Here is a 17,511-nt window from a genome sequence, read left to right as displayed (position 1 = left end):
CTAGAGCGTCGGCAGTGGTCCCGTGCGTTACGGCAAGCCCGTAAGGCAGCCGACGTCCCCCGGCACGGTCCGTCAAAGACCCCCGCGCTCGCCTCGCACCGCGCACACAGAAGAGGCAGCACCCTGACTACCACGTTCAGAGATCTCGGCATCCTTCCCGAGACCGCCGAGGCCCTCGAAGCCGTCGGCATCATCACCCCCTTCCCCATCCAGGAGATGACCCTCCCCGTCGCCCTCTCGGGCACGGACGTCATCGGCCAGGCCAAGACCGGCACCGGCAAGACGCTGGGCTTCGGTCTCCCGCTCCTGGAGCGCGTCACCGTCCCCGCGGACGTGGAGGCGGGCCGCGCGAAGCCCGACGACCTGACCGACGCCCCGCAGGCGCTCGTCGTCGTCCCCACCCGCGAGCTGTGCACGCAGGTCACCAACGACCTGCTGACCGCGGGCAAGGTGCGCAACGTACGCGTTCTCGCCATCTACGGCGGCCGGGCCTACGAGCCCCAGGTCGAGGCCCTGAAGCGGGGCGTCGACGTGATCGTCGGCACCCCGGGCCGCCTTCTGGACCTCGCGGGCCAGAAGAAGCTCAACCTCAAGCACATCAAGGCACTTGTCCTCGACGAGGCCGACGAGATGCTCGACCTGGGCTTCCTGCCCGACGTCGAGAAGATCATCAACATGCTGCCGCCCCGCCGCCAGACGATGCTGTTCTCGGCGACCATGCCGGGCGCGGTCATCGGTCTCGCGCGCCGCTACATGTCGCAGCCCACGCACATCCGTGCCACCTCGCCGGACGACGAGGGCGCGACGGTCGCGAACACCACGCAGCACATCTACCGCGCGCACAACATGGACAAGCCCGAGCTGGTCGCCCGCATACTGCAGGCCGACGGCCGGGGCCTGGCCATGGTCTTCTGCCGTACCAAGCGCACCGCGGCCGACCTCGCCGACCAGCTCAAGCAGCGCGGCTTCGCGGCCGGCGCGGTCCACGGCGACCTCGGCCAGGGCGCCCGCGAGCAGGCGCTGCGCGCCTTCCGCAACGGCAAGGTGGACGTCCTCGTCTGCACCGACGTCGCCGCCCGCGGCATCGACGTCGAGGGCGTGACGCACGTCATCAACTACCAGTCGCCGGAAGACGAGAAGACGTACCTGCACCGCATCGGCCGTACCGGCCGCGCGGGTGCGAAGGGCATCGCGATCACGCTCGTCGACTGGGACGACATCCCGCGCTGGCAGCTCATCAACAAGGCGCTGGACCTGGGCTTCAACGACCCGCCGGAGACGTACTCCACCTCCCCGCACCTCTACGAGGAGCTGAGCATCCCCGCGGGCACCAAGGGTGTCCTGCCGCGTGCCGAGCGCACCCGCGCGGGGCTCGACGCGGAGGAGCTCGAGGACCTGGGCGAGACCGGCGGCCGCGGCGCACGCGGTGGACGCGGTCGCGGTGGACGTGACGAGCGCGGCGGACGTGACGAGCGCGGTGGACGTGACGAGCGCGGCGGTCGGGGCGAGTCCCGGCCCGCCGAGCGTGAGCGCCCGGACCGTACGCCGCGTCGTCGCCGCCGTACGCGCGGCGGGTCGACGGTGGACGCGACGGCCACTCCGAACATCTCCGCCGAGGTCTCCACGGAGGTCTCGTCGCCCGAGGAGGCCTCCGGTCCCCGCACGCTGCGTCGCCGTCGTCGCACCCGCGGCGGTTCGGGGTCGGAGCCGGTGACGGCCGCGGCCACGGCGCCCGAGGCAGCGGAAGCCGCCGTCACGACGGCGGAGGGCCCCGCCCTGGACGCCGCCCCCGAAGCGCCGGTGACGTCGCGTCGCCGTCGCACCCGCAAGTCCGCGGAGACGACGGCAGCGGAGACCGTTGCTCACGAGACGCCGTCGGTCGCGGAGGCTCCGGCAACCGTGGCGGCATCCGAGCCCGAGGCTCCCGCCGCCAGGCCGCGCCGCCGCACCCGCAAGGCGACGACTGCCGCGGAGACCGCGGTCGACACGGCCGAGGGGACCACCGAGTCCGCCCCGGAGCCGACCGGGACCACCCCGCGCCGCCGTACCCGCAAGGCGACGGCAGCGGCGGAGGCCACCGTCGACACGGCCGAGGCCGCGGAAGCCAAGCCGCGCACCCGGACGCGCAAGACGACGGCTGCCGCCGAGGCCGCCGTCGACACCGCCGAAGCGGTCGAGGCGAAGCCCCGCACCCGGACGCGCAAGGCGGCCTCCGTAGCCGAGATCCCGGCGCAGGCCGCCGAGGAGCCCGTGGCCAAGCCGCGCACCCGGACCCGCAAGGCGACGGCTGCGGCGGAGGCCGCGGTCGACACGGCCGAGGGCACGGAGACCAAGCCGCGCACCCGGACCCGCAAGACGGCTGAGGCCGCCCCGGAGACCACCGAGGCGGCAGCTCCCCGTCGGCGTACGCGCAAGGTCGCCGAGTCCGCCGACGTCGCTGCGGCGCCGGAGGTCACCGAGGCGAAGCCGCGTCGTACGCGCAAGGCGACGGCTGCGGCGGAGACCGCGGTCGACACGGCCGAGGCCACGGAGACCAAGCCGCGCACCCGGACCCGCAAGGCGGCCGCCGCCACCGTGACCCCGGTCGACACGGCCGAGGTCACGGAGGCCAAGCCGCGTACCCGTACGCGCAAGACGACGGCGGCCGCCGCCTCGGAAACCACCGAGGAGACCAAGCCCCGCCGCACGCGGAAGGCAGCGGCCTCCGCGGTCGACACGGCCGAGGCCACCGAGGCCAAGCCGCGCCGCACCCGCAAGGCCGCCGCCGTCGCCGTCGCCGCGATCCCGGCGCAGGCCGCCGAGGAGCCCGAGGCCAAGCCCCGCACCCGCGCCCGCAAGGCCACGGCATCCGCCGAGGCCACCGCGGAGGCGGCCGAGGCAAAGCCCAGGACGCGCCGTACGCGCAAGGCCACGGCCGCAGCGGAGCCCGCGGAGAGCTGATCCCTCCCTCACCGACGGCCCGGTCCACCTCGTGTGGACCGGGCCGTCGGCGTTCCGGCACCGGCCTTCGTGCCTGCCCCCTGCCCGGGCAGACCGCCGGCCCCTTCCGCGACACCGCCCGGACAGACCGCCTCGCTCCCCTCCGCGACGGTCGCATGCCACCCCGGATGCACCAGCCCGTCCCCCTCCCCGTCACCGTCGCCCGATAACCTCACCTCATGAGCAGGCCCCCGAGCTTCACCCCGCCCCCCGGCGCCCGCGCGTACCCGCTGCGTACCGCGCGCGGAGAGTTCGCCGTCGTCGACTCGCCCGTGGCGGACGGAGTCGCGCCCAGGGGAACCGCGCTGTTGCTGCCCGGGTTCACCGGCAGCAAGGAGGACTTCAACCCGCTGCAGGAGACACTTTCGGCGCGCGGTTACCGGACCGTCGCGGTGGACGGGCGGGGGCAGTACGAGTCCGACGGGCCCCAGGACGACGAATCGGCGTACGCCCAGGCCGAGTTGGCGCAGGACGTGCTCGCCCAGGCCGCCGCCCTCGGCACCCCCGTGCACCTCGTCGGACACTCCCTCGGCGGCCAGATCGCGCGGGCCGCGGTCCTGCTGGACCGCGCTCCCTTCCTGTCTCTCACGCTGATGGCCTCCGGCCCCGCCCAGATCTCCGTCTCCCAGCAGCAGCGTGTCAAGCTGCTCCGGGACGCGCTCGCCGTGATGAGCATGGCCGAGGTGTGGGAAGCGATCCAGGCCATGGAGCCGCCCGAGGAGACCGACACCGGTGACCTGGACGCGGGGCTCGACGACCAGGACGACCTGCGCCGCCGCTGGCTCGGCAACAAGCCCGCCCAGCTCATGGCCACGGGCCTCCAGTTGTGCGTCGAGCCGGACCGGGTGGCGGACCTGGCCGCCGTGGCCCTGCCGTTCCACGTCCTGTCGGGTTCCCTCGACGACACCTGGGCGGTGCCTCTCCTCGACGACATGGCGCTACGGCTGCGCGCGCACCGTACCGTCGTACAGGGCGCCGAACACTCACCGAACACGGATAGTCCACTCGAAACGGCCCGCGCGTTCGCGGACTTCTGGGACCGCGCAGAGGCCCGCTAGGGTTCTGCACCGCAACGGGGGAATGCCCACCGAGGGCCCACCGACGGATTTCAGGCGCAGGACACTGGTGCTGTCCGGTGACGGCTAGTACTGCGTTTGCAGGTGCTCCCAGAACCCGTCCCGCAGCGCGCGCCGCAGATCCGCCTGGCCGCGCAGCGAGTACTGCAGCAGGCCCTCCGCCTCCACCAGCAGGTCCTGGTCCACCGAGCCCGGCAGGTAGGGGTGCCCGGGCAGCAGTTCCACCAGGGAGTCACGGCCCCGCGCGGCCAGCCACTTCGCCGCGATCTGCGCGCCGACGAAGCGGACGCCGTCGCGGGTGGGCCGCGCCGTGGCGGACTCGTAGGCGGCCGGGGTGCGCCGGGAGACGTACGGCTTGAAGAAGTCGAGATCGAGGGTGCGCTGGCTGTCGACCTCCCAGAGCAGGGGCTCCGCCTGGTTGCGCCCCTCGGGGGCTTCGATGCCCCACAGGTGGACGCGCGCCCCGTACCCCTGCGCCGCCTCGACCGCTGACACCAGGTCCTCGTCGCCGCCGAGCAGGGCCGCGTCGCTGATCGCGCGGTGTCGGGCCAGTGACTCCAGATCCGACCTGATCAGGGAATCGACGCCCTTCTGCTGGTTGTTGGCGTTGAGATTTCCCAGCCGGACCTTCACGTCCGGGAGCTCGGCGATCGACTGCTGCTCGGCGGTGTGGATACGGCGTCTCGCGCCGTCGTACCAGTAGACGCGGAGCAGCCGGCTGTCCGCGAAGATCGTGCGGGCCTTGTCGATGAGTGCGTCGATCAGGCCCTCCGCGTCCAGGTCGAAGGCGCGACGGTCCTCCGTGCCCGCCACCAGCCGGCCCGCGGCCGCGTACAGGTATCCCGCGTCGACGAAGATCGCATGCGTCGAGGGTGTCTTCGCCACCTCGGCGAGCATGCGCTGCAGCAGCTCGTTCGTGCGGTCGATGCGGGCACTGAGGCCCACGAGGTCGTCGTTCATCGCCTCCATTGTCCCGGCGGTCACGCTGTGGACACAACTGCTCCCGGTCGGTCTCCCCCGCGATGGCTTACCGCCGAGTAGTTAGCCGTTCGAAAAATTTCCTTAGCGTAGGGAATGTTTGTAACACGCAGCCCGTTGACTGCTACGAACACAGCGAGACGAAGGGAGAGGCCATGCGCTTCGAAATCATGCGACTCGACGAGGTCAACGGCACGACCGTGGACAGCACTGTCGTGGACGCCGCCTCCGTCAACCGGATCGTTCAGCAGGCTGCCGCCATCGGGCAGCGGCTCTGGATCCGGCCGGCCGAGAGTGCGGCCGTGTAACAGACGCGGATCACCGCTGAATCTTCAGAGCCCCCGTACGGCATCGATGCCGTACGGGGGCTCTGCGTATACCGGGCGAAGGGCGGGGCGGGCTCACGCGCCCTTGATCACCTGCATGACGCCGTTGATGATCTGCTGCACGGCGATGGCGGAGAGCATCATGCCCGCGAGCCGTGTCACCAGGACCACGCCGCCGTCCTTGATGACCCGGATGATCAGCAGCGAGTACCGCATCACCACCCACAGCACGACATGGATGGCGAGGATCGCGCACCACACCGACACCTGCGTGGCCACACTGTCGGCCTTCTGCACGGCGAGGATCACGGAGACGATCGCGCCCGGACCCGCCAGCAGCGGCATGCCGAGCGGTACGAGCGCCACGTTGACGTCCTTGGTCTGCTTCGGCTCGTCGGTCTTGCCGGTCAGCAGGTCGAGGGCGATGAGCAGGAGCAGCAGCCCGCCCGCGATCATCAGCGCGGGCACGGAGACGTGCAGGTAGTCGAGGATCTGGTGCCCGAGCAGCCCGAAGACGGTGATCACGCCGCCGGCGACACAGACGGCCTGGAAGGCCATCCGCCTCTGCACCTTGCCGGGGCGTCCGGCGGTCAGGGCGAGGAAGATCGGGGTGATCCCGGGGGGATCCATGATGACAAAAAGGGTCAGGAAGAGAGAGCCGAAGACGGCGAGGTCGAACATGGGTGAGTCACTGGCCTTGCAGGAGAGGGACGGTGAGGAACAGACGTGAGCGTGAGCGGGAGGGGGACCGTTGCTCAGGCCCCGCCGGTCCCCGGCACCGGGAACGCCCCCGTCGCCCGCCGCGTGATCTCCCCGTACACCTCGGGATCCGTGACGTACTCGCCGAGCACGCACGTCTTGCGACTGCCGTGGTAGTCGCTGGAGCCGGTGGTCAGCAGCCCCAGTTCCTTCGCCAGCCCGCGCAGTCGCGCACGCGTCTCCTCGTCGTGGTCCATGTGGTCGACCTCGATGCCGTCGAGCCCGGCGGCGGCCATCTCGGCGATCGCGGACTCCGGTACCGTCCGACCGCGCTTGCTGGCACCCGGGTGCGCGAAGACGGTGACGCCGCCCGCAGCCTTGACCAGCCGGATCGCCTCGAAGGGGTCCGTCTCGTGCTTCTCGACGAAGGCCCGGCCCCCGTCGGCCAGCCAGTCCGCGGTGAACGCGTCGCTCACGGTCGGTACGACGCCGAGCTCGACGAGCGCGGTGGCGACGTGCGGGCGCCCGACCGAACCGTCACCGGCGACACGCGCGACCTGCTCCCAGGTGACCGGCACACCCAGCCCGTTCAGCTTGGCGACCATGCCCTGGGCCCGCGGCACCCGGTCGTCCCGCACCAGCTCGCGCTCGGCGAGCAACGCCGGCTCCTCAGGATCGAAGAGGTAGGCGAGCATGTGCATGGAGACACCGTCGACACGGCAGGACAGCTCCGCACCGGTGACGAGCGTGAGACCCTCGGGCAGCGCGCCGATCGCCTCGGCGTATCCACGGGTCGTGTCATGGTCGGTCAGGGCGACGACGTCCAGCCCGGCCGCGGCGGCATTGCGCACCAGCTCGGCCGGCGTGTCCGTACCGTCGGAAGCGGTGGAGTGGGCGTGCAGATCGATACGCACTACGCGAACTCCAGGCGATGACGGGACGGAAGGGAACGCTCAAGGATAACCGGATTTTCCGGCTCCCCTGTCACACCCGCACCCGCCCGGCGCCCCCTACGGACACCCTGTGGGCAGCACCCCGAAGGGGAGCGGGGAACTGCGCGGCCAGCCACGACACACGCACCCCAGCAGCCGCTACGGCTCAAGCAAGCGCGGCGAAAGCGCCCCGCAGGGCACCAACTCCAGCTCGGCCCCGGCATCCCGCAGATCCGTCAGCACCAGCTCGTCGTACATCAGCAGTCCCGACTGCTCGGGCCAGACAACCGCCCAAAGCCACAGGCCGCGCGCCTCACCCGCGAACACCGCACGGTCGGCCGGGCCGCCGGAGACATGCCAGAGCGGAGTGGGCCGGCCGCCGGCCAGCACCTTGGCCTCGGGCGGCTTCTCGACGTTCAGATACGGCCCCGGGTCCGGACCGTCGACACCCGCGTACCGGGCGCCGAGCCCGACACCGAGCTCCTCGGCGACCAGGATCAGCTCTCCCACGCCACCGAGCGGCCCCGGCCCGGAGCAGGCCACCGCGGTGGCCCGGCCGCCGTGGCGGTCGTCGCCCGCGCAGGCCACACCCGTGAACAGCCAGCCGACCGGCAGGGGCCACGGCATCCACACCGGCACCTGAGTGCGGTGCACCACGACACTGAGGGCCTCGACGCTGGGCGGGACCACGGGCTGCACCGGATGCACGGTGCCGTGCTCGTCGCACTGCCACGAATCGGCGAAGAGTCCGGGAGCCCTGACCCGGCCACCACACTTCGGGCAACTGGGTTCGCCCCTCATAGGGCCCCACGGTCCTACCCTCGCTCCCCCACGTCAAGGACGATCACCCGTCCGGACGGAACCCTTCGCCGGAACCCTCACCGGGCAAAACTAGATGCTACTTGCATTAATTAGCATCGCTAACTTGCTATATGCATACACCAATTACTTTCTGGCCGAAGCGAACCGGAGTGAACCGGAGTGGAGGAAGCATGGACGACCCATTCGACGCGGGAGCGGGCAGCATTCTGCGGCAGCCGAAGGCCGTGTGGGCGACGGCCGGCGCGTCCGTCGTGGCGTTCATGGGCATCGGACTCGTCGACCCGATCCTGCCGTCCATCGCCAAGGGCCTGGACGCCACGGCCGGCCAGGTCTCCCTGCTCTTCACCTCGTACTTCCTGATCACCGCCGTCGCGATGCTGGTCACGGGCTTCGTCTCCAGCCGCATCGGCGGCAGGAAGACCCTGCTGCTCGGCCTCGCGTTCGTCGTGGTCTTCGCGGGCCTGGCGGGCACGTCGAACTCGGTCGGCGAACTCGTCGGCTTCCGCGCCGGCTGGGGCCTCGGCAACGCCCTCTTCGTCTCGACGGCCCTCGCGGTCATCGTCGGCGCGGCCGCGGGCGGGAGTGCCGCCGCGATCCTGCTGTACGAGTCCGCGCTCGGCCTCGGCATGGCGTGCGGCCCGCTGCTGGGCGCGCTGCTCGGCAACCAGAGCTGGCGCTACCCCTTCTTCGGCACCGCCTTCCTGATGGCGGTCGGATTCCTGGGCATCACGGCGTTCCTCAAGGAGCAGCCGAGGCCCGCCGGGAAGACCTCACTGCTCGACCCCGTCAGGGCGCTCGGCCACGGCGGGCTCGCCTCGGCGGCGGTCTCGGCGTTCTTCTACAACTACACGTTCTTCACGGTGCTGGCCTTCACGCCGTTCGTGCTGAACATGACCCCCTACAAGTCGGGGGCCGTGTTCTTCGCCTGGGGTGTGCTGCTCGCCGTCTTCTCGGTGCTGGTGGCCCCGCGGATGCAGGAGCGGTTCGGCTCGCTGAAGGTGCTCGGCGGCTCGCTGGTGCTGCTCGGCGCCGACGTCCTCGTCCTCGGATACGGCAGCCACACCACGGCCGTCGTCTGCACGATCCTCTCCGGTGCCTTCATCGGCGTGAACAACACCGTGTACACGGAACTTGCTCTCGGCGTCTCGGACGCGCCCCGCCCCGTGGCGAGCGCGGGCTACAACTTCGTGCGCTGGTTCGCGGCCGCGGCGGCGCCGTACTTCGCGCCGAAGATCGAGGGGTGGAGCAACATCCGCATCCCGTTCGTGGTGGCGGCCGTCACCGCGGTGCTGGGCGCGGTGGTCGTGTTCGTACGACGCGCCTCCCTCACACACGAGGCCGAGGAGCCGGAGCCGAGGCACGCGACCGAGGACGGCGTCGCGGTCTTCGCCAACTGACCTGTTCCAGCGGCGCGTTGGTGAGCTTGCTCACCCGGCGCGGTCAGTCCAGCGGGACGGACCTGCGGGAGGGATCCCGCAGGTCCGTCCCGCTGGTCAGCCAGCGCTCCTGGAGCGCCTGGGCGCCGTGCACGCGCTTCCAGGCGGCCTCGTTCGCCGTCATGGGAAGCAGGGGCAGGAACCGCACGGGGTCCAGGGGCTCGTCGAGGTCGAGGTCCTCGGCCAGGCCGCCCGGCTCGGCGACCAGCACCGAGCTGAACGGGGCGCCGGGCCACAGGGGTTCGCCGACGTCGAGCGAGGCGCCGGGGGCCACGATGACCCCCTCGACCTGCGGGGACGCGGCGAGTACGGCGAGCGGGCGAAGGACCTTGTCCGTGTCGGCGAGGCCGCCGCGCACCGAGAGGATCAGCTCGGCGCGCGGACCCCTGACCGGGTCGGCGAGCGCCGAGGTGGGATCGCTCATCGGCTGGGCGGACATGCCGAGCGTGGCGTAGCGGACGATGTCGCCCTGCTGGAAACGCAGTACCTCGATGCGGTCCGTGCCCAGGAACGTGACCGCCGCGCGGGCGTCCGGTTCACCCAGCGCGGTGCGCAACCGGGCCTCGACCAGAGGGAGAACATCAACCATGCGGTGAGCATAGAACTCGTCAGTACCGGGCAAAGCAGCGCCTTGACAGTTTGGGCGGCTGGTACTCTGGCCCGGTCGTTCGGGGCAGCACGCAGAAGCGTCGCGATCGAGCCCCGACGCCATTGAGACTCCCTTACGGGATTGAACCGTCCCTTACGAGGGACCGGCCGGAGGAGGTGGGGCTGTCATGGATCGAAGTCACCCGTGCAGTACCACTCGCTCTTCCTGCCGCTGATACAGCTGATCCGGCTCTGGCTGACTGCCGCCTTTCACGCTCACGTCTTCTTGCGGAAGAGCACTTCGTTTCGTTTTGCCTGATCTGTCTGAATCTGAATCAGCAGCGAAGCTCACCACCGCGACGGTGCGGTGCTCCCCGCTTTGTGGACGTGCCAAACACCCGCACGCAGGACGTCCCCATTCCGGGTAGTTCCACCCCTCGTCGGTGCCCTTTCGTTGCCTGCCACGAAGGAGCCAGCCATGTCGATGATCCGTGACCTCCGGGCCGCCGTCCGGCCGTCCCGCGCCCCCCTGCGCAAGGACACCGGCGCATACGACACGACCCGCGACCCCGCGACGCCCTCCGCCGTCGTCGACTGCGCGGTGTACCGCGACGGCGCCCGCGTCGACAGCGGCAAGCCGATGACCCCGCAGGAGGCGATGCGCCTGGTGCGTCGCGACGGAGGCTTCGTGTGGATCGGCCTGCACGAGCCGACGGAGGCCGAATTCGCCGGTATCGCGGGCGAGTTCGGACTGCACCCGCTGGCCGTGGAGGACGCCGTCCAGGCCCACCAGCGGCCCAAGCTGGAGCGGTACGACGACTCCCTCTTCACCGTCTTCAAGACCATCCACTACGTCGAGCACGACCAGCTCACCGCCAACAGCGAGGTCGTCGAGACCGGGGAGGTCATGTGCTTCACCGGACGGGACTTCTTCATCACCGTCCGGCACGGCGGCCAGGGCTCGCTGCGTGCGCTGCGGCACCGGCTGCAGGACGACCCCGAGCTGCTCGCCAAGGGCCCCTCGGCGGTGCTGCACTCGATCGCCGACCACGTCGTCGACGGCTATGTCGCGGTCGCCGACGCCGTCCAGGACGACATCGACGAGGTCGAGACCGAGGTGTTCTCGCCGGGGCGCCGGGGCGGCGTCTCGCGCGGTGTGGACTCGGCGCGGATCTACCAGCTCAAGCGCGAGGTGCTGGAGTTCAAGCGGGCCGTCTCGCCGCTGCTGCGCCCCATGCAGCTGCTGAGCGAGCGGCCGATGCGGCTGATCGACCCCGACATCCAGAAGTACTTCCGGGACGTCGCCGACCACCTCGCCCGCGTCCAGGAGCAGGTCATCGGCTTCGACGAGCTGCTCAACTCGATCCTCCAGGCCAACCTCGCGCAGGCGTCCGTCGCACAGAACGAGGACATGCGGAAGATCACGTCCTGGGCCGCGATCATCGCCGTACCGACGATGGTGTGCGGGGTGTACGGGATGAACTTCAAGTACATGCCGGAGCTGCACTGGAAGTACGGCTACCCGGTGATCATGAGCGTCACCGTGGTGCTCTGCCTGGGCATCCACCGTGCCCTCAAGCGCAACGGCTGGCTGTGAGGGCGCCTGGATAGGCTGGGCGCATGACAAGCGAGCTGCTCGACCAGGCCCTCGTCGAGGAGGCCACCAAGAAGTCCGGCCTCATCTGGGTCAGGGGTCCCGGCGTCCCGGCCCGGGCGCTGTGGCACGTGTGGCACGAGGGTGCCGCGTGTGTGATCGGCGACGGACCGGGCGAGCAGCCGCTGCCGGGACTGGCCGACGGGGCAGCGGCCGAGGTGACCGTCCGCAGCAAGGACAAGGGCGGCAGGCTGGTGTCCTGGCCGGCGAAGGTCGTGGAGCTGGCGCCGGGTTCCGAGGTGTGGGGGGCGACGGTCGCCGAGCTCAAGGGCAAGCGCCTCAACGCCCCCGACGGCGAGGCCATGCCGGACCGTTGGGCCCGCGAGTGCCGGGTGCTGCGCCTGGAGCCGGCAGGGGCCTCGGCGCCCCTGCCCGACGGCAGCCTGGCCGAGGCGCCCCTGCCCTCACCGGCCACGACCCGCGAGCCGGTGCCCGCGGGACTGCCGCGCCTGCTGCTCAAGAAGCGCAAACGCCGCCAGTAGTGCCGACGAGCGGGCTACGACGTCGGCAGCTGCTTGCCGTAGTCCACCGTCTCGTTCTTCTTCGGCTCGGTCAGCGCGAAGTCCTTGCCCCAGGACGAGAAGGTCAGCGTGCCGGCGCCACCCGCGCGCTCCAGGCGGAGCGGGTAGGGCCGGCCCTCCAGGGAGACGTCGAGCGTGCCCCCGGAACCCTTGTCGCCTGTGATGCGGACGGTGCGGGTACCTGCCTGCTCGTGGTGGCCGTCCGTGGCCAGCGCGCCGTGCAGGGTCAGCAGACCGTCGAGGAGGACGTCCTTGTCCGTGAACCCGCTGAACTTCTTGTACGAGGGGTCGCCCTGCGGCACCTTCACGTACTTGCCGTCGAGCGTGCCCGAGGTGGCTGACTCGCTGTCGCCGTCCGCGTGGTTCCAGAACCGCGCGTCGGCCTTCAGATACAGCTTCTCCCCGATGCGCAGCAGCCCGAAGGCCGCGCCCTTGGAGGTGACCGTGCCGCTGCCGCCACCGGACTTCAGGCGCATGTCGAGTGTGTACGTGCGCCCGTTGGTGACCACGGTTCCGGAGAGCCGTACCGCCTCGGCCGAGTCGGCGGCCGCCCTGGTCTTCGACTGGATCGTGTCGGCCGGCAGCTTTCCGACCCCGTTCGTACCCGCGTCGGCATCCTCGCTGCACCCCGCGAGCAGCCCCGTCCCCGTCACCACCAGAGCGCACATCGCACCCACCAGCGTCGTCCGACGGATCCGGCCCTGGCGCATCACAGTCACAGGCGGGGCTGCCTTTCTGTCGCGGGACGTGGGCCGACAGGGCCCCAACGGCTACCGCAGCGTACCGGGGTCGTACGGACCGAACGGAGGCAGTCCGTCCGGACCCCCCACCAGGGCGGACTCGATCGGCACGGGCTAGCCTGAAGCCCACCTGAGCGGGCAATTCGGAAAAGACCCACAGCAACTCCACGCACCACACTCCCGGAACACCCGTACGAAAAGGAGGCGCAGCCATGGCAGCGGGCGCCCCCCGGATCTTCGTCTCACACCTCGCCGGCGTCCCCGTCTTCGACCCGAGCGGCGACCAGGTGGGCCGCGTGCGCGACCTGGTCGTCATGCTGCGGGTCGGGCGGCGGCCTCCCCGGGTGCTCGGACTGGTCGTCGAAATCTCCACGCGGCGCCTTGTCTTCCTGCCCATGACCCGGGTGACCGGCATCGAGTCCGGCCAGGTCATCACCACCGGGGTGGTCAACGTCCGCCGCTTCGAGCAGCGGCCCACCGAGCGCATGGTCTTCGGCGAACTCCTCGACCGGCGCGTCACGCTCGTCGAGACCGGCGAGGAGGTCACCGTCCTCGACATCTCGGTGCAGCAGCTGCCGGCCCGACGGGACTGGGAGGTCGGCCGGGTGTTCGTACGGAAGGGCAAGGGCGGCGCCTTCCGCCGGGCCAAGGGCGAGACCCTGACCGTCGAGTGGTCCGCCGTCACCGGCTTCTCCCTGGAGGAGCACGGACAGGGCGCCGAGAGCCTGCTGGCCACCTTCGAGCAGTTGCGCCCCGCCGACCTGGCGAACGTCCTGCACCACCTCTCCCCCAAGCGCCGTGCCGAGGTGGCCGCCGCCCTCGACGACGACCGCCTCGCCGACGTCCTCGAAGAGCTCCCCGAGGACGACCAGATCGAGATCCTCGGCAAGCTGAAGGAGGAGCGCGCCGCCGACGTCCTGGAGGCCATGGACCCGGACGACGCCGCCGACCTGCTCTCCGAACTCCCCGAAGAGGACAAGGAGCGGCTGCTGAGCCTGATGCAGCCCGCCGACGCGGCCGACATGCGGCGCCTGATGTCCTACGAGGAGCACACGGCCGGCGGCCTGATGACGACCGAGCCGATCATCCTGCGCCCCGACGCCACCGTCGCCGACGCCCTCGCCCGCGTGCGCAACCGCGACCTGTCGCCCGCCCTCGCCGCCCAGGTCTACGTCTGCCGCCCGCCCGACGAGACACCGACCGGCAAGTACCTCGGCACGGTCCACTTCCAGCGCCTGCTGCGCGACCCGCCGTACACCCTGGTCAGCTCGATCATCGACGACGGCCTGCAGCCGCTGGCCCCCGATGCCCAGTTGCCCGTCGTCGCCGGGTTCTTCGCCACGTACGACATGGTCGCGGCGCCCGTCGTCGACGAGGCCGGGTCGCTGCTGGGCGCGGTGACGGTGGACGACGTACTGGACCACATGCTGCCCGAGGACTGGCGGGAGACCGAGTTCCACCTGGACGAGGGCGAGGGTGCCGAGGGGGCGAAGGCCCATGGCTCCTGAGCGCGACCACGGCCGCGAACGGTTCCCGGCGGGGGCGACGGCGTCCTCGCGCACGCGTGCCCGGCTGGACCAGCCCCGGCCGGCGCGCCGCCGGATCCTGCCCGAGTGGGACCCGGAGGCCTTCGGACGGTTCTCGGAGCGCATCGCGCGCTTCCTGGGCACCGGACGGTTCATCGTCTGGATGACGGTCGTCATCATCGCGTGGGTGCTGTGGAACATCTTCGCACCGCGTGACCTGCGCTTCGACAACTACCCGTTCATCTTCCTGACCCTGATGCTGTCGCTCCAGGCCTCCTACGCCGCCCCCTTGATCCTGCTCGCGCAGAACCGGCAGGACGACCGGGACAGGGTCAATCTGGAACAGGACCGCAAGCAGAACGAGCGGTCGATCGCCGACACCGAGTACCTGACCCGTGAGATCGCCTCCCTGCGCATCGGTCTCGGCGAGGTCGCCACCCGCGACTGGATCCGCTCCGAGCTGCAGGACCTGGTCAAGGAGCTGGACGAACGGCACGACGGGCACCACGAACATGCCGTATTCCCGGCAGAACGGTCGCGCGGACGTGATGTAGAAGACCGCTGACCGGCATCCCGGGCGCACCTCGCGGCGCCGTACCATCGTCCTTATGGCTAGCGAAGACGCGGTGCGCGAGGCACTGGCGACGGTGAACGACCCCGAGATCAACCGGCCCATCACCGAACTCGGGATGGTGAAGTCGGTGGAGATCGGCGCGGAGGGGACGGTCGCGGTCACCGTGTACCTGACGGTCTCCGGTTGCCCGATGCGCGAGACGATCACCCAGCGTGTGACCGAGGCGGTCTCCCGCGTCGACGGCGTCACCCGCGTCGACGTCACGCTCGACGTCATGAGCGACGAGCAGCGCAAGGAACTGGCGACCGCCCTGCGCGGCGGTACGGCCGAGCGCGAGGTCCCCTTCGCCAAGCCGGGCTCGCTCACGCGCGTGTACGCGGTCGCGTCCGGCAAGGGCGGCGTCGGCAAGTCCTCGGTGACGGTGAACCTGGCGGCGGCGATGGCCGCCGACGGACTGAAGGTGGGCGTCGTCGACGCCGACATCTACGGCCACTCCGTGCCGCGCATGCTGGGCGCGGACGGGCGCCCGACCCAGGTCGAGAACATGATCATGCCGCCGTCGGCCAACGGCGTGAAGGTCATCTCCATCGGCATGTTCACCCCGGGCAACGCCCCGGTGGTGTGGCGCGGCCCGATGCTGCACCGCGCCCTGCAGCAGTTCCTCGCCGACGTGTACTGGGGTGACCTGGACGTCCTGCTGATGGACCTCCCGCCCGGCACCGGGGACATCGCCATCTCGGTCGCCCAGCTGGTCCCGAACGCCGAGATCCTGGTCGTGACGACGCCTCAGCAGGCGGCCGCCGAAGTGGCCGAGCGCGCGGGTTCCATCGCCGTCCAGACCCACCAGAAGATCGTCGGCGTCGTCGAGAACATGTCCGGCCTGCCCTGCCCGCACTGCGGCGAGATGGTCGACGTCTTCGGCACGGGCGGCGGCCAGTCGGTGGCGGACGGCCTGACCCGTACGACGGGCGCGACGGTCCCCGTCCTCGGCTCCATCCCGATCGACGTCCGCCTGCGCGAGGGCGGCGACGACGGCAAGCCGGTCGTCCTCACCGACCCGGACTCCCCCGCGGGCGCGGCCCTGCGCGGGATCGCGGGGAAGCTCGGGGGCCGTCAGCGCGGCCTTTCGGGGCTGTCGCTGGGGATCACGCCGAAGAACAAGTTCTAGGGCAGGTGCAGGCCCGGCCCAGGGCAGTTCCAGGGCCGGATACGACTGTGGGGGCGCCGTCCTGTGTGACGGCGCCCCCACAGTCGTCACGCCTTGCTAGGCGTACGTGCTGATGTCCTTGATCATGGCGAAGCCGAGGCCGTACGCGCTCATGCCTCTTCCGTACGCCCCCACGTGCACCCCTTCACCCGTGGACCCCGCGAGGACCCAGCCGAACTCGGACTCGCGGTAGTGGAACGGCGTGGGCACGCCGTCCACGGGGAGGGAGAGCGTGGACCATTCGGAGCCGGAAAGGTCGTCGGCCAGGGCCCACGCCGTCTCCGTCTGCTGCTCCAGCCAGTCGTCCCGCAGGGAGTGGTCCATCTGCCCGGGCCAGGTGAAGGACAGCAGCCCCACACCCGCGAGCCAGGCCGCCGAGGACACCGACGTGGCCTCCAGCAGCCCCGTGCCGTCGGCACTGCGCCGTACGGGGCTCGCCGCGACGGTCACCACGACCGCGAACTTCTCCCGCGGCTCACCGGAGCCGACCGTGTGCTCGTTCTTCAGGGAGGGCTCGTCGCCGTGTCCGATCGAACCGTGTTCGACGGCTCCGTCGGCCGCCGTCCCGACCTGCATCAGCCAGCGCGGCCCCGTGAACGCCTCGTCGAGGCCGTACCACGGGAAGGGCGCCAGCAGGTAGCCGTCGACCGTGCGCCGGGCGGAGGGAAGCTGTTGTCCGCCCTCCGCGGCCGGCGCCTGCGCGACTGCCTGACTCGTCGTCTCCATGTGCCCGGACGCCTCCTTGCTCTCGTCGGACCGGAGCGGCCCGCCCCCCTTCGGGCGGCGTTACTCCTCGAAGTACGGTCCGCACAACAACTCGGCAGCATAGCCACCCCACTCAAGACAGCAGGGAAACCGCCCGGCACGTGGGTCGCGCAGAGGCCCGGTTCGGGCCGCGCGGAGGCATCGTCGAGTATGAAACGCGTCACGTACGACGGGGGTGAGCGGCCGGAGCGTACGGCTCAGGTGGCGTCCGCGTCGAACGGCGGGCGGTCGTCTTCCTCGGGCTTCTTCGTCATGTCGACGCGGCCACCGGTGGAGTCGGAGGACGACGAGGCCGACGAAGCTGACGACGGCGAGTCCGCTTCGCGGCTGTGGACGGCGTCCGTGACTTCGGCCATCTCCTTCTTCAGGTCGAAGCCGTTGCGGATCTCCTTGAGCCCCAGGTCGTCGTTGTCCAGCTGCTTGCGGATGAACGTCTTGGGGTTGAGGTCCTCGAAGTCGAAGTCCTTGAACTCCGGGCCGAGTTCGGACCGGATGTCCTCCTTGGCGCTCTCCGAGAACTCACGGATCTTGCGGATGGTCCGCGTGACGTCCTGGATGAGCTTCGGGAGCTTGTCCGGACCGAAGACGAGTACGGCAAGGACAACGAGCGTGACCAGCTCGAGCGGTCCTATGTCATTGAACACCTGAAGCTCCTTGCGATGTCCTCGGTCCTCGGCCCTCGTGGTCT

At 70.7% G+C, this 17,511-nt stretch carries 17 protein-coding genes; 9 read left to right on the top strand and 8 right to left on the bottom strand.

What is annotated here, in order from left to right; genetic code table 11:
• Positions 1–216 precede the first annotated feature (216 nt).
• Together ACYUED_RS29315 and ACYUED_RS29310 are read left to right on the top strand one after the other, a co-directional pair.
• A complete protein-coding gene (locus ACYUED_RS29315) occupies positions 217–2,940 on the top strand; it encodes a DEAD/DEAH box helicase (protein ID WP_491286749.1) in 2,724 nt (907 codons plus the stop codon).
• 218 nt (positions 2,941–3,158) lie between these two features.
• On the top strand, positions 3,159–4,037 hold the full coding sequence (locus ACYUED_RS29310; protein WP_491286747.1) for an alpha/beta fold hydrolase: 879 nt from the start codon (positions 3,159–3,161) through the stop codon (positions 4,035–4,037).
• 84 nt (positions 4,038–4,121) lie between these two features.
• On the opposite strand, the gene ACYUED_RS29305 is transcribed toward ACYUED_RS29310, so the two are convergent.
• Positions 4,122–5,015 (bottom strand): NYN domain-containing protein, encoded by an 894-nt coding sequence (locus ACYUED_RS29305; RefSeq protein ID WP_491286745.1) that lies wholly within the window; start codon positions 5,013–5,015, stop codon positions 4,122–4,124.
• Between the two features lie 173 nt (positions 5,016–5,188).
• Here ACYUED_RS29305 and ACYUED_RS29300 point away from each other — a divergent pair, with 173 nt between their 5' ends.
• Positions 5,189–5,341: a DUF8834 family protein gene (locus ACYUED_RS29300; protein ID WP_491286743.1), complete on the top strand. Its 153-nt coding sequence runs from the start codon at positions 5,189–5,191 to the stop codon at positions 5,339–5,341.
• A gap of 93 nt (positions 5,342–5,434) precedes the next feature.
• Here the strand turns inward: ACYUED_RS29300 and ACYUED_RS29295 are convergent, their stop codons facing one another.
• From ACYUED_RS29295 to ACYUED_RS29285, 3 genes are all read right to left on the bottom strand, one after another.
• Complete coding sequence (locus ACYUED_RS29295; protein ID WP_491286741.1) at positions 5,435–6,040, bottom strand: MarC family protein; 606 nt, start codon at positions 6,038–6,040, stop codon at positions 5,435–5,437.
• 74 nt (positions 6,041–6,114) lie between these two features.
• The gene (locus tag ACYUED_RS29290) at positions 6,115–6,972 is read right to left on the bottom strand and encodes a PHP domain-containing protein (RefSeq protein WP_491286740.1); all 858 of its coding nucleotides are present in this window, start codon (positions 6,970–6,972) and stop codon (positions 6,115–6,117) included.
• Between the two features lie 177 nt (positions 6,973–7,149).
• The gene (locus ACYUED_RS29285) at positions 7,150–7,791 is read right to left on the bottom strand and encodes a DUF6758 family protein (RefSeq protein WP_491286738.1); all 642 of its coding nucleotides are present in this window, start codon (positions 7,789–7,791) and stop codon (positions 7,150–7,152) included.
• Between the two features lie 191 nt (positions 7,792–7,982).
• Here ACYUED_RS29285 and ACYUED_RS29280 point away from each other — a divergent pair, with 191 nt between their 5' ends.
• The gene (locus ACYUED_RS29280; RefSeq protein ID WP_491286736.1) at positions 7,983–9,209 is read left to right on the top strand and encodes an MFS transporter; all 1,227 of its coding nucleotides are present in this window, start codon (positions 7,983–7,985) and stop codon (positions 9,207–9,209) included.
• 43 nt (positions 9,210–9,252) lie between these two features.
• On the opposite strand, the gene ACYUED_RS29275 is transcribed toward ACYUED_RS29280, so the two are convergent.
• Complete coding sequence (locus ACYUED_RS29275) at positions 9,253–9,837, bottom strand: suppressor of fused domain protein (RefSeq protein ID WP_491286734.1); 585 nt, start codon at positions 9,835–9,837, stop codon at positions 9,253–9,255.
• 477 nt (positions 9,838–10,314) lie between these two features.
• Here ACYUED_RS29275 and ACYUED_RS29270 point away from each other — a divergent pair, with 477 nt between their 5' ends.
• A complete protein-coding gene (locus ACYUED_RS29270; protein WP_491286731.1) occupies positions 10,315–11,433 on the top strand; it encodes a magnesium and cobalt transport protein CorA in 1,119 nt (372 codons plus the stop codon).
• A 23-nt stretch (positions 11,434–11,456) separates the two neighbouring features.
• Positions 11,457–11,972, top strand: coding sequence for a hypothetical protein (locus tag ACYUED_RS29265; protein WP_491286728.1), 516 nt, complete (start codon positions 11,457–11,459; stop codon positions 11,970–11,972).
• A 14-nt stretch (positions 11,973–11,986) separates the two neighbouring features.
• Here ACYUED_RS29265 and ACYUED_RS29260 read toward each other — a convergent pair whose 3' ends face one another.
• Positions 11,987–12,721, bottom strand: coding sequence for a hypothetical protein (locus ACYUED_RS29260; RefSeq protein ID WP_491294486.1), 735 nt, complete (start codon positions 12,719–12,721; stop codon positions 11,987–11,989).
• Positions 12,722–12,963: 242 nt separating this feature from the next.
• Between ACYUED_RS29260 and ACYUED_RS29255 the strand changes: the two genes are divergently transcribed.
• From ACYUED_RS29255 to ACYUED_RS29245, 3 genes are read left to right on the top strand one after another with little or no spacing between them, the layout of a single operon-like run.
• A complete protein-coding gene (locus tag ACYUED_RS29255) occupies positions 12,964–14,259 on the top strand; it encodes a magnesium transporter MgtE N-terminal domain-containing protein (protein WP_491286727.1) in 1,296 nt (431 codons plus the stop codon).
• Complete coding sequence (locus ACYUED_RS29250; protein WP_491286726.1) at positions 14,249–14,842, top strand: DUF1003 domain-containing protein; 594 nt, start codon at positions 14,249–14,251, stop codon at positions 14,840–14,842. The genes ACYUED_RS29255 and ACYUED_RS29250 overlap by 11 nt, the downstream gene beginning before the upstream one ends.
• 43 nt (positions 14,843–14,885) lie before the next feature.
• Positions 14,886–16,019, top strand: coding sequence for an Mrp/NBP35 family ATP-binding protein (locus ACYUED_RS29245; RefSeq protein ID WP_491286724.1), 1,134 nt, complete (start codon positions 14,886–14,888; stop codon positions 16,017–16,019).
• Positions 16,020–16,115: 96 nt separating this feature from the next.
• Here the strand turns inward: ACYUED_RS29245 and ACYUED_RS29240 are convergent, their stop codons facing one another.
• Both ACYUED_RS29240 and ACYUED_RS29235 read right to left on the bottom strand, forming a co-directional pair.
• Entirely contained in the window at positions 16,116–16,784 is a 669-nt protein-coding gene (locus ACYUED_RS29240) for a hypothetical protein (RefSeq protein WP_491286721.1), read from the bottom strand.
• A gap of 236 nt (positions 16,785–17,020) precedes the next feature.
• On the bottom strand, positions 17,021–17,467 hold the full coding sequence (locus ACYUED_RS29235; protein WP_491286719.1) for a sec-independent translocase: 447 nt from the start codon (positions 17,465–17,467) through the stop codon (positions 17,021–17,023).
• Positions 17,468–17,511 lie beyond the last annotated feature (44 nt).

The sequence above is a fragment of the Streptomyces sp. DF42 genome, from assembly GCF_058267695.1.
This window is presented reverse-complemented; position numbering and strand designations above follow the sequence as displayed.